General features: G+C 70.5%; 7 protein-coding genes and 3 pseudogenes. 7 read left to right on the plus strand and 3 right to left on the minus strand.

Annotation, left to right across the window (positions count from 1 at the left end; all coding sequences use genetic code 11):
* Window positions 1-43 precede the first annotated feature (43 nt).
* The 6 genes and pseudogenes from G4G29_RS04365 (at window position 44) to G4G29_RS04390 (ending at window position 6,855) form a co-directional block, all read left to right on the plus strand.
* Window positions 44-1,774 carry an FAD-binding protein gene (locus tag G4G29_RS04365; protein WP_183151941.1) on the plus strand — a complete coding sequence of 577 codons (1,731 nt, stop codon included), beginning with the start codon at window positions 44-46 and terminating at the stop codon, window positions 1,772-1,774.
* Between the two features lie 554 nt (window positions 1,775-2,328).
* Window positions 2,329-3,824 (plus strand): annotated as a pseudogene (locus G4G29_RS04370) (L-serine ammonia-lyase, iron-sulfur-dependent, subunit alpha).
* Window positions 3,825-3,881: 57 nt separating this feature from the next.
* A complete protein-coding gene (locus G4G29_RS04375; RefSeq protein WP_183151942.1) occupies window positions 3,882-4,637 on the plus strand; it encodes an AAA family ATPase in 756 nt (251 codons plus the stop codon).
* Window positions 4,638-4,688: 51 nt separating this feature from the next.
* The gene (locus G4G29_RS04380; protein ID WP_183151943.1) at window positions 4,689-5,285 is read left to right on the plus strand and encodes a TetR family transcriptional regulator; all 597 of its coding nucleotides are present in this window, start codon (window positions 4,689-4,691) and stop codon (window positions 5,283-5,285) included.
* 57 nt (window positions 5,286-5,342) lie between these two features.
* A complete protein-coding gene (locus G4G29_RS04385; RefSeq protein WP_309491625.1) occupies window positions 5,343-6,035 on the plus strand; it encodes an ABC transporter ATP-binding protein in 693 nt (230 codons plus the stop codon).
* An 85-nt stretch (window positions 6,036-6,120) separates the two neighbouring features.
* Window positions 6,121-6,855: an ABC transporter permease gene (locus G4G29_RS04390; RefSeq protein WP_183151944.1), complete on the plus strand. Its 735-nt coding sequence runs from the start codon at window positions 6,121-6,123 to the stop codon at window positions 6,853-6,855.
* A 21-nt stretch (window positions 6,856-6,876) separates the two neighbouring features.
* Here the strand turns inward: G4G29_RS04390 and hrpB are convergent.
* The 3 genes and pseudogenes from hrpB to G4G29_RS04405 all read right to left on the minus strand — a co-directional run bounded on the left by hrpB (window position 6,877) and on the right by G4G29_RS04405 (window position 11,658).
* Window positions 6,877-9,425: pseudogene (gene hrpB, locus G4G29_RS04395) on the minus strand (ATP-dependent helicase HrpB).
* A gap of 84 nt (window positions 9,426-9,509) precedes the next feature.
* Complete coding sequence (locus G4G29_RS04400; protein ID WP_183151945.1) at window positions 9,510-11,102, minus strand: SPFH domain-containing protein; 1,593 nt, start codon at window positions 11,100-11,102, stop codon at window positions 9,510-9,512.
* A gap of 129 nt (window positions 11,103-11,231) precedes the next feature.
* A pseudogene (locus G4G29_RS04405) lies at window positions 11,232-11,658 on the minus strand (MarR family transcriptional regulator).
* 395 nt (window positions 11,659-12,053) lie between these two features.
* Between G4G29_RS04405 and G4G29_RS04410 the strand changes: the two are divergent.
* Window positions 12,054-12,548 carry a hypothetical protein gene (locus tag G4G29_RS04410; RefSeq protein ID WP_210274238.1) on the plus strand — a complete coding sequence of 165 codons (495 nt, stop codon included), beginning with the start codon at window positions 12,054-12,056 and terminating at the stop codon, window positions 12,546-12,548.
* Window positions 12,549-12,589 lie beyond the last annotated feature (41 nt).

Raw genomic sequence — 12,589 nt, forward strand, 5'->3', positions numbered from 1 at the left:
TATGCATTGGAGTTATTAGGATGCCCTAATTAGCGTGGAACGCATGGCTACCCCCGAACGTCAGATATCCACCACCGTCCTCGTCATCGGCACCGGCGGCTCCGGGCTGCGAGCGGCGATCGAGATCGCCGAGCACGGTGTCGACGTGCTCGCGGTCGGCAAACGTCCGCGGCAGGATGCGCACACGTCCCTCGCGGCCGGTGGCATCAATGCGGCGCTCGGCACCATGGACGCCGAGGACAGCTGGCAGCAGCACGCCGCCGACACCATCAAGGAGAGCTACCTGCTCGCCAACCCGCACACGGTCGAGATCGTCACGCAGGGCGCCGAGCGCGGCATCCGCGATCTGGAGCGCTGGGGCATGGACTTCGCGCGGGAAGACGACGGTCGCATCTCGCAGCGGTTCTTCGGTGCGCACACCTTCCGTCGCACCGCCTTCGCGGGTGACTACACCGGCCTCGAGATCCAGCGCACCCTCGTGCGCAAGGCCGAGCAGCTCGAGGTCCCGATCCTCGACCACGTCTACATCACGCGCCTGCTCGTGCGCGACAACGTGGTGTTCGGCGCCTACGGCTTCGACCAGGCCGACGGCACCCGCTACCTCATCCACGCCGATGCCGTGATCCTCGCGGCGGGTGGACACAACCGCATCTGGCGGCGCACCTCGTCGCGCCGCGACGAGAACACCGGCGACTCCTTCCGGCTCGCGGTCGATGCGGGCGCACGTCTGCGCGACCCGGAACTCGTGCAGTTCCACCCGTCGGGGATCATCGAGCCGGAGAGCGCGGCCGGCACGCTGATCTCCGAGGCGGCGCGCGGCGAGGGCGGCATCCTGCGCAATGCTCTCGGTGAGCGCTTCATGGCGAAGTACGACCCGGAACGGATGGAGCTGTCGACCCGCGACCGCGTCGCGCTCGCCGCGTACACCGAGATCCAGGAGGGACGCGGCACCGAGAACGGCGGCGTCTGGCTCGACGTGTCGCACCTGCCGCGCGAGACGATCATGAGCCGTCTGCCCCGCGTGTACCAGACGATGATGGAGTTGCAGATGCTCGACATCACGAGCGACCCGATCGAGATCGCCCCGACCGCGCACTACTCGATGGGTGGGGTCTGGGTGCGTCCAGAGGATCACCGGACCGACGTCGAAGGCCTCTACGCGATCGGCGAGGCCTCGAGCGGACTGCACGGAGCGAACCGGCTCGGCGGCAACTCCCTGATCGAGCTCCTGGTGTACGGCCGCATCGTGGGGCAGGCGGCCATGGAGCACGCGGCAGGGCTGGACGCGCAGCGACGTTCCGCGACGGCCGTGGCTCAAGCTCGGGCCGAGATCGACGATCTGCTCGCGGCGGAGGGGCGTGAGAACGTGCGCGCCCTCCAGCGCGCGATCCGCAACCTCATGACCGAGTACGCGGGTGTGGTGCGCTCGGAGGAGGGACTGCGCGCCGGACTCGCCGACCTCGACATGATCGAGGGGCGCATGGAGGACGTCGGCATCCACCCCGACATCGCCGGGTTCCAGGACCTCGCTCACGCCTTCGACCTCAAGGCCTCGGCGCTCGCGGCGCGGGCCACGCTCGAGGCGGCGCTGGAACGTCGGGAGACCCGCGGATGCCACAACCGCAGCGACTTCCCCGACACCGACCCGACGCTGCAGGTGAACCTGGTGTGGTCGCCGACCGCCGGCGTGACCCGCGAGGAGATCCCGCCGGTCTCGCCCGAGATCGCCGAGCTCATGCGCGAGGTCGACACCGCGGGCAAGCTCGTCGAGTGATCTGCCGAGGGGTCGAGACACGCCGCTCGCCCACGGCACGCTCGGGCGTGTCTTGACCCCTCAGGCAGGTGGTGGGGCGGGTGGGAGTGATCTCAGTCGGCCTGAGGCTCCTCCGTGTCGATCACGCCGATGCCGACGGCCTCATGGTCGGGCTCCGGTTCGTCGCGCTTCGGGGCCTTGGGTTCTTCGCCGGGGCCTTCTCGGTGCTCGGCTCTTCGAGGTCTGCGGTGTCGGGCACCTCGCTCGGGTCCGCGTCCTCGGGGAGTCGGCCTCGGCGGGCGTCGTGACCTCACCCTCGCTCGTGTCCGAAGCGGGGCTCGGCGTCGGCGTCTGCGCCTCGGCGGAGTCCTCGCCGGCGTGCTGGTCGGCGTGCTCCTGGGTGGACTCAGGTTCTGGTGTCGTGTCGGTCATGATGGCCCCTTTCTGATGTCGTCGGTTCAGGATGCCGCGGCGGCGAGCCATGGTGAAGGGGCTTGACGCGCTCGTCGTCGGCACACCGGGGCGAGGGCCGACCGCGGCGGACCGAAGCGACGGATCCGGCGTAGCCTTGAGGGGTGACTGCGTATGTCTCGGCCTTCGACCTCTTCTCCATCGGAGTGGGGCCGTCGAGCTCCCATACGGTCGGACCCATGCGGGCGGCCCTCGACTTCGCGCGACGACTTACTGCGACGGGCGTCCTCGACCGGGTGGCCCGGGTCGGCGGCACGCTGTACGGTTCGCTGGGAGCGACGGGCATCGGGCATGGGACGCCGGACGCCGTGGTCGCCGGACTCCGTGGACTCGCGCCCGAGACGTGCGATCCGGAAGATGTGCGCGCAGCGTGGACCGAGCTTCCCGCCCAGGCCGTGATCCGGGTCGACGGCACCCACGACGTGCCCTTCGTGAAGGACGACATCGTCTTCGCGCCGCGGACGCGCCTGCCGGGGCATCCGAACGCGATGACCCTCACGGCGTGGGCCGCCGACGGCACGGCCGTGGCGGAGGAGACCTACTACTCCGTGGGCGGCGGGTTCATCCGCCGCGACGGGGAGGAGGCGAAGCTCGCGAGCGCCGGCTTCCCATACGCCTACGCGGATGCCGCATCGCTGCTCGCCCTGTGCGACGAGAACGGCCTGTCGATCGCGGAGGTCGCGCGACTCAACGAGACGTCGGTGCGCAGCGAAGAGGAGGTCGCGGCGGGTCTGGATGCGATCTGGGACGCGATGTCCGGATGCGTCGACGCCGGTCTGCACGCCGAGGGCACTCTTCCCGGCATCCTCAAGGTGAAGCGACGGGCGGGCGTGATCCGCGGCCAGCTCGAGGCGGTCGAGGCCGAGGGACATCGCGAGCTTCCCGGCGAGTGGCTCGGCGCGTTCGCCCTGGCGGTCAACGAGGAGAACGCCGCGGGCGGACGAGTCGTCACCGCGCCGACGAACGGCGCGGCCGGCATCCTGCCCGCCGTCGCCATGTACTGGTGGCGCTTCCTCGCCGACTCCGGTCTCGGAGCGGGCAACGCCGTGACGCCCTACGGCGAGCTCGTCGGCAGCGCGCTTCTCGGCTTCGAGCCGGAGGTCCGCGCGCTCGACGCCGCGAGCGATCTCGACGATGAGCAGACCGCCGAGGCGAATCGCCGCCGCGGCATCCGGCGCTTCCTCCTGACGGCCACCGCGCTCGGCTCGCTGTTCAAGGCCAACGCGTCGATCTCCGGCGCCGAGGGCGGCTGCCAGGCCGAGGTCGGCTCGGCCTGCGCCATGGCGGCGGGCGGCCTCACCGCCGTGATGGGTGGCACGAACCGGCAGATCGAGAACGCCGCCGAGATCGCGATGGAGCACCACCTCGGGCTCACCTGCGATCCGATCGGCGGACTCGTGCAGATCCCCTGCATCGAGCGCAACGCGATCGCCGCCTCGACCGCGGTCACGGCGGCTCGTCTCGCACTCCGGGGGACGGGAGCCACTACGTCTCGCTGGACGCCGTCGTCGAGACCATGCGCCAGACCGGGGCGGACATGTCGACGAAGTACAAGGAGACCAGCGAGGGCGGTCTCGCGGTCAACGTCATCGAGTGCTGATGCTCCGCGTCGGTGGATGCCGATAGCCTCCACGAGACAGCACGCGCGGAGGGCATCATGGACGCGTTCTGGGAGCCGAGCTCTCGTCGCCGGAGACAGCAGCCGGTCGTCGCGGTCCGCCCGAACGACGATGCGCCGGCGCCCGGCGGGCAGTGGCCGACCAGCATCCCCGCCGTCGCCCAGGTGTTGCGGGAGGGTATCGACCTCGACCCCGGCATCACCTTCCTCGTGGGCGAGAACGGCAGCGGCAAGTCGACCCTGGTCGAGGGCATCGCGATCGCGTACGGCCTCTCGCCGGAGGGCGGGTCCCGGCAGGCGCGACACACCACACGGGCGACCGAATCGCCGTTGTCCGACTGGCTGCACCTGCAGCGGGGTGTGGGAGCCCACCGCTGGGGGTTCTTCCTCCGTGCGGAGACCATGCACTCCTTCTACACGTACCTCGAGGAGAATCCGTCGACCGGCGGGGCCGATGTGCCGTTCCACGAGATGAGTCACGGCGAATCGTTCCTCGCCCTGCTGGAGAGCCGCTTCGACGAGCCGGGCTTCTACTGCCTCGATGAGCCAGAGGCCGCGCTCTCGTTCAACTCGACGCTCGCGCTCATCGCCGTGCTCCGCCGCATCGCCGACGACGGGGGTCAGGTGCTGTGCGCGACCCACTCGCCGGTGCTCGCCGCTCTTCCCGGTGCGAAGATCCTCGAGGTGGGCGAGTGGGGCGTGCGTGAGGCGGAATGGGGCGACCTCGAGATCGTGAACCACTGGCGCTCGTTCCTCGACCACCCCACCCGGTACCTCCGTCATCTGCTCGACTGAGTCGCGCGCACCGGGGATGGCCGCCACGGGCGAAGTCGTAGGCTGGCGGGCATGACCGAGCAGAAGACGCCGCGTCGCCGTGGGCGCCCGAAGGGCGGCTCCGATTCGCGCGAGCGCATCATCGCCGCGGCGGTCGACGAGTTCGGCGAGCAGGGGTACGACGGCTCGACGATCCGCTCGATCGCCGCCCGCGCCGGGGTGGACTCCGCTCTCGTGCACCATTACTTCGGCACCAAGGCCGATCTGTTCGCCGAGGCCGTCGGCATTCCCCTGCGCCCGGACATCGACGTGCCGGCGATCGTCGCCGGGCCGCGTGACGAGGTCGGCGAACGTCTGGTGCGCTACGTGCTCGAGGCGTTCGAGCAGCCGGAGGTGCGCAGACGCGGCGTCATGCTCCTGCGCACCGCGCTCGGAAGCAGACTCACGACGCCGTTGCTCGCCGGGTTCCTGACGCGTGAGCTGATCGGACGCATCGCCCGGAGCCTCGGCACCGAGGACGCCGACCTGCGTGCGTCGCTCGTGGCCTCGCAGATCGCCGGCATGTTGATCGCACGGTATCTCCTGCGGCTCCCGGCGCTCGCCGCTGCATCGGTGGACGAACTCGTCGGGCGCGTGGGGCCTACCGTGCAGCGCTACCTCTTCGACTGACGAAGGGGCGCGCGAAGTCCGTTGACGCGATGGAGCGGCGGGCGCATAATTCATCACATGATGAATAACTCGGCTGTCGAGATCACGGACCTCCGCGTCCGGCGTGGAGTCGTGCACGTCTTCGAGGGGATCGACCTCACGATCCCGCGCGGGCAGATCACGGGTCTGCTCGGACCGTCCGGGTGCGGCAAGACCACGCTCATGCGCTCCATCGTCGGTGTGCAGAGGATCGCGGGAGGCCAGGTCACGGTCTTCGGTGAGCCGGGCGGGTCGCGGCAGCTCCGCCATCGGGTCGCGTACGGCACACAGGGCACCGCGGTGTACGGCGACCTCAGCGTGCGCCAGAATCTCACCTACTTCGCGTCGCTGTTGAAGGTGCCGAAGGGCGATGTCGACAGGGTCATCGACGAGGTCGGGCTGCGTGCGCAAGCGGGGCAGCTCGTCGACTCGCTGAGCGGCGGTCAGGCGACGCGGGTCTCGCTCGCCGCGGCATTGATCGGCTCCCCGGAACTCGTCGTGCTGGACGAGCCCACCGTCGGTCTCGACCCCGTGCTGCGAGCCGAGCTGTGGGCGCTCTTCCGCGGGCTCGCCGATCGGGGGTCACGCTCATCGTGTCGAGCCACGTCATGGACGAGGCGGTGCGCTGCGACCGGCTGCTGCTCATGCGAGAAGGCCGCATCATCGCCGACACCACGCCGACGTCGCTGCTGGCGGACACCGGCACGACCGATGCGGAGGCGGCCTTCCTGACGTTGATCGAGCGCGATCGCTCCGGCGATGCGGGCACGAGGCGGTCGCGCCGAGAAGCACGCGAGCACCGTGAGGAGGTCGGCGAATGAACGGCCGCCGGATGTTCGCCACTGCTGGTCGGGTCCTCACGCAGTTGCGGCACGACCCGCGGTCGATCGCCTTGATGCTCGTCGCACCGAGCCTTCTCGTCGGGCTCTTCGCGTGGTTGTTCAGCGATCAGGACGGCGTCTTCGACCAGTTCGGCGGTGCCATCCTCGCCCTGTTCCCGTTCATCGTGATGTTCCTCATCACGTCGATCACCACCTTGCGCGAGCGGCGGTCGGGCACGCTCGAACGGCTGATGACCACGCCACTCGACAAGGCCGACTTCATCCTCGGCTATGCGCTCGCGTTCGGGCTGATGGCCGTGCTGCAGGCGGTGATCACGGTGTGGTTCGCTGTGGCGGTGTGCGGACTCGACGTCGACGGCCCCCTGTGGCAGCTCGGACTCGTCGCGGTGGTCGACGCGCTCCTCGGCACGGCGCTCGGACTGCTCGCGAGCGCGTTCGCACAGACCGAGTTCCAGGCGGTGCAGTTCATGCCGCTGCTGGTGTTCCCGCAGATCATCCTCGGCGGGCTGTTCATGCCGCGCGACCAGATGCCCGACGTGCTCTCCGCGATCTCCGACTGGCTGCCGCTGAGCTACGCGATCGACACGATCAATGCGGTCGCCGCGGGCGACGAGGGGTGGGATGTGTTCGGGCCGCTGCTCGTGGTGCTCGCGTTCGCCGTCGGCGCGCTGATCCTGGCCTCGCTCACTCTGCGTCGACGCACCCGCTGAGTCCGCGACCCCCGCCGCCGATCACCGCGCGGCGCGGTTCTTGGTGTGCTTCGTCGGAACGGCTGCCCACGGATCCTCCGGCCACGGGTGCTTCGGGTAGCGTCCGCGCATCTCCGCGCGCACCTGCGCATACGGACCGGACCAGAACGAGGCGAGGTCGTCGGTGACCGCGAGCGGTCGCCCCGCGGGGGAGAGCAGGTGGAACAGCACCGGCACGCGCCCGTCGACGAGTCGGGGAGTCTCCGCCCACCCGAAGCACTCCTGCAGCTTCACGGCGACGACGGGGCGCGCCTGCGGGTCCTCGGGCTCCGGATAGCTGAGGCGGATGCGGGATCCGCTGGGCACCTCGAGGCGTTCGGGCGCGAGCTCGTCGAGCCGCACGGCTTCGGGCCAAGGCAGCAGGCGGCGAAGCGCGGACACAAGGTCCAGACGTCCCGCCGGCGTGCCGGCTGCCAGCGCGTCGATCTCGGGTGCAAGCCAGGCGTCGAGTGCCTCGACCAGCCCCGCATCCGACACATCGGGCCAGGGCGCTCCCCGCTCGCGTCGCAGCAGTGCGAGCCTGCGGCGCAGCTGGTCTGCGGCGTCGGACCAGGTGAACACCCCGAGACCGTCGCGGCGGAGTGCGCGGCGCACGGCGTCGCGAGCCTCTTGGGTCGATGCCCGCACCGGCGCCGAACTGCGCACGATCGCACCGACCCTCTGCTCCCGCCGAGCCCGGACGCGTCCGCCGATGAACTCCGCCTCCACCCGGTCGGAGATCAGGTGGTTCGCGGCCCGCTCCAGCTGGGCATCGGTGAGCGACGCGGCGGACCGGATGATCGCCCCTGATCCGGCCGCGGCCCGCGAGGCGGCGCGTGCCACATCGGCGACCGCGAGCCATTCGACCGCTGCGAGCGGGCCGCTGACCCCCGCCCTGGTGCCCGATGCCAGCAGGAACGTCGCTCCATCGGCGGTGCGCTCGACCCGGTGGGCGACCCTCTCGGGGAAGGCCAGTGCGATCACGAGGCCCACGCCGTCGAGACCCGCGTCGACCCCTGGCGTGAGAGCGACCATGCGCTCGAGGCGATCGGCATCGTCGTGCCATCGGCGGGCATCCGGAGTCCTGCCCCCTCGCAACGCGATGAGCGCCTGCGCGACGTCGGCATCGGAGACGCGCAGGTCCCCACCGAGGACGGCGACGGTCTCGGCCGCGAGTCGACGCCCGACCGCCGGGCTGCCGTCACGGAGGGCACGGGCGAGTCGCGGATCGGTCGGGATGCGGGCCAGCGCGCGGCCCTCCACCGTGGCGCGACCATCGTCGTCGATCGCGCCCAGACCGCGGAGAACCCGCAGGGCGTCGGCGAGGCTCTCGGCAGGCAGCGGGTCGATCAAGCGCAGGCCGGTCCCGCCAGGGGCACCCCAGCATGCGAGCAACAGGGCGGCGTCAGTGAGGTCGGACACCGCGATCTCGGGTGTCGGACGCGCAGGGGCGGCCGCGTAGGAGCGCTCGTCGACGCAGCGGATGACGACGCCGGGGCCCTGTCGTGTGGCGCGCCCCGCCCGCTGCACGCACGACGATCGGGCGGCCGCCGTGGTGACCAGACCGGTCATGCCGCGGGTGGCATCGCGCTGCGGATGCCGCGACAGACAGCTGTCCACGACCAGGCGGACACCCGGCACCGTGAGCGAGGACTCCGCGAGAGGTCGTGACGATGACGCGGGGAAGATCCTCCGGCGCGCGGCCCCGGATCACGGCGTCCTGCGCGGCGGGTGGGATCTGGCCGTGCAGCTCCCGCACATCGAACGCGTCGCTCGCGGCACGGACGCGGCGGGCGATCTCCGACACCTCGCGGGCGCCGGGTGCGAACACCAGCACGTCGGCATCCGGTGCCTCGCCGATCAGCTCCAGGGTCGCTGATGCCGTGACATCCGCGATGTGGTCGAGGAATCCTCGGGTGACTCCACGCTGGTCGAGGCGGGGTACGGGGCTCGGGGCCCAGCGCTCGGCGAGGGGGAAGGCGGCGACGGCGTGCTCGACGATCGGGGCGGAGCCTCGTCGGTGCCGATGACCGCAGCCACGCGTGCGGCGTCGAGCGTGGCGGACATGGCGACGACGAGCAGGTCGTCCCGCAGCTCGCGCACCTCGGAGAGCAGGCCGATGAGGAGGTCGGTCTCGAGCGCGCGCTCGTGCACCTCGTCGATGACCACCGCGTCGACGCCATCGAGTCCAGGGTCGTCGAGCATGCGTCGCAGGAGGACTCCGGCCGTGACGAACTCGACCCGCGTCGCCGCCCCGGCGGAGCGCTCGCCGCGCACCGTGAACCCGACGCGGGAGCCGACGGCGGAGCCGTCGAGGTGCGCGAGACGACGGGCGGCCGCGCGGGCGGCTACGCGCCGAGGCTGGGTGACGATCACGCGGCCGGTACCTCGTGCGGCGATGAGCGGCGGCACGAGGGTGGTCTTCCCGTGCCGGGCGGCGCCGTCACGACCGCCGATCCGCGCGCGTCCAGCGCCGCCGAGAGCTCGTCCAGGGCGCCGGCGAACGAGAGCCCCGCGCCGATGGCGGCGAGGTCGAAGGCGGCGCGCGTCATGTGTCCAGTCTGCCTGGTCGGTTCTCGCAAGACAGCGGATGCCGCGACCGAGGTCGGCCGCGGCATCCGCTGTGTTTCAGGTGGCTACTCCGCTGCGGGAGCGGGGGCAGCGGGTGGCGGGGTGGTCGGTGTCGAGACGCGCGGTGCGGGCGGCGTGGCCTCCGCGACGCCTGCGCCGATGCCGCGGCCGACGGCCTGGCCCTGGATGATGCCGGCGAGGTCGAGCCCGGTCGCCGAGTGCACGCTGTCGAACACGGAGCGCAGGGCCTTGGCGCTGTCGGCACCGACGACGTTCGAGGCGCCGTCGTCGCCCGAGCCGCCGATGATCGACACGTTGCCGATCGCCGCATAGCCCTTGGAGAACTCGGCCATGATCGACGGGAGCACTTCGAGCACGCGCTGCGAGAGGAAGGCGTCCTGGTTCGAGGCGATGGCCTTGGCCTCGGCTTCGAGCGAAGCCGCGCGGGCGTCACCTTCGGCACGGATGGCGTCGGCCTCGGCGTTGGCGCGGAGGCGGCGGGCCTCCGACTCGGCCTCGGCCTGGGCGCGCAGAGCGTTCGCCTCACCGCTGGCCTTCGCGATCGCCGCGGCTGCTTCACCCTCGGCGCGAGCCTTGTCGGCCTGCGCCTGCTGCTCGGCGATGCGGGTGCGGGCCTCGGCCTGCTTGACCTGCTCGATCGCGGCAGCCTCGGCGGCGCGTTCGCGGGTGTAGAGCTCGGCCTGGGCGCGTGTCTCGGCCTCATACCGCTGGGCATCGGCGACGCGCTTGACGTCGGCGTCGAGCTGGGCCTGCTTGTTCTCGGCCTGCTGCTGCAGCACGGCCTGCTCCGCCTGGGCGCGGGCGAGTGCCTCCGCCTGCTCCGCCTCGGCACGTGCGCGACCGATGCCCGAGTCGGCGTTGGCGGTGTTCGTGTCGAGCGCGGTCTGCTCGATCAGGTTGGCTTCCTGGTTGGCGATGTTCTTCTGATTGATCGCGCGGTCGGCGTTGGTCTGCGAGATCTCGGCGGACTGACGCTTGGCCTGGATCTCGGGAGCACCGAGCGACTGGATGTAGCCGACCTTGTCGGTGATGCCCTTGATCTGGAACGAGTCGAGGATCAGGCCCTGCTCGGCGAGCTCCTGCGACACGTCGGCGGCGATCTGGTCCGAGAACTTCTTGCGCTCGCGCATCAGCTCGACGACCGACAGGGTGGCGACGATGCCGCGGAGCGCACCTTCGAGCTGCTCGGTGGTGAACTGCTCGATGGCCTTGTCCTGCGAGGCGAATCGCTCGGCGGCGCGGCGGACCAGGATCGGGTCGGATCCGATCTTCACGATCGCGACACCGTCGACGTTCAGGGTCACACTGTCGAGCGACTGTGCTTCGGCGTTCAGGGAGACCTGACGTGAACGTAGCGAGATGATCTCGTGACGCTGCGTGATCGGATTCACGAGCGACTTGCCGTTCACGATCACGGTGACCGGCGACTCCGACATCTCGGACCTGCTCGAGCCGTCGGCCGAGAGCACGGCGGTCTGCACCTTCTGCTTGCGCCCCGAGATGACGAGCGCCTCGTCGGCGCGAGCGACCTTGATCCAGCTACGCGCGAACAGCAGCAGGATCAGCAGCAGGACGACGGCGACGACGACCGCGATTCCCACGATGACGAGGATGCCGACGATTCCGGCGATCTCCATGAATGACCTCCCTGGTTCCCCCCGAGGGGGCGGTCTGACGTGCCCGCGCTCAGTGCGGGCGTACGCGAACCACCCTGCCAGAAAAGAGCGGAGCCCGTTCTCGCGGGGTCGGCAGCCGGGGGATCGGCGTCAGCGGGAGCGGAGCTTCTCCGCGAGGTCGCGCAGCGCGCAGCTCCTCGTCGTCCAGACGCGACATGCGGTCGGCTATCGAGCGGCCGTGCACGGTGGCGAGTGAGCGGAACGCCCGCGCACCCTCGTCGGTCGCACGGATCAGCGCGCCGCGGCCGTCGTCGGGATCGGCGCATTTCGCCACGAGTCCGCGCGCGACCATGCGGTCGACGAGGCGCGAGACGCTGGGCTGGCTGATCAGCATGTTCGAGGTGATGTCGCGCAGCCGCGCTGTCATGTCGGGGGAGCGGGTGACCGTCAGCAGCACGTCGTACTCGGCCTGCGCGAGATCGCTGTCGTCGAAGTCGGTCATCATCTCGGTGAACAGCTCGTGCTGCGCGCGGAACAGGCTCTCCCAGGCCTCGAGGGCGAGCTTGCGATCGGTCATCCCCTCAGAATACTGGGAACAGTAAAGGGCCGGTCGGAGAGGCTCCCGACCGGCCCTTGTCCCTTGCACCAAGAGTGTCCTGCAATCACATGCGGTGGATGCCACAGCAAACATTCACCGTGCGATCACTGTATAACGGCGAGGTAACGAATGCAACGGTTTGATCACGGAGTTTTCCGGAGCGGACAGACGTCCACCGTGCGGCCGCGACGGACGACGTGGCGATCCTGCCCAGCGCGCGCGATCGGGTGCAGGCTGTCATCATCCAGGTGGTGGTGAGCCACAGGGCTCGAGAAGGGATCAAGATGTCATCTCGTTCCGGTGATGCGAGCAGGCAGGGACGTCGCTCCGAGAGGGAGCGGCGGCGGAAGAACCGGCCCTCGTCCGACATGCCCGTGGGACAGGTGCGGGAGTGGGTGTCGTCCTACGTCTACGGGAACATCACCGTCTTGAGCGCGGCGATCGCGGTGGGGCCGGAACAGATCCGCCATGGCGCGGCGGTGTGGGCGGTCCTGGCGACGGGGATCCTGACGTTCCTCGCCCATGTGCTCGCCCACGTGGTGGCACACGGGTACGGAGAGACCGCGGACGAGCGGGAACCCGAGGCACGCCGCGAAACCCTCCGCGAAGTGCTCGGCACCGCTCGGCCGATCGCCACGTCGGCCCTGATCCCCGCCGCGCTCTATGCCGTCGCGTGGATCGGGTGGCTGCCGGCCGGCTGGATGCAGACCGCCGCGATCGTCGTCCTCGCCGTCCGCATCGCCTTCGTGGGGATCTTCCTGCGGCGAATGAGCGGCACCACGCTGACCTTCGGCGCGCTGTGGAGCGGAGTGGTACTCGCTCTGGTCGCCTCCGGCATCGGAATCGCCAAGGTGCTGCTCACGCACTAGACGTCGCCGCGCCGCGTCCCCTGAGCCGGCCCGATCGGGGC

The sequence above is a fragment of the Microbacterium sp. Se63.02b genome (genome assembly GCF_014171575.1).
GTDB lineage: Bacteria > Actinomycetota > Actinomycetes > Actinomycetales > Microbacteriaceae > Microbacterium.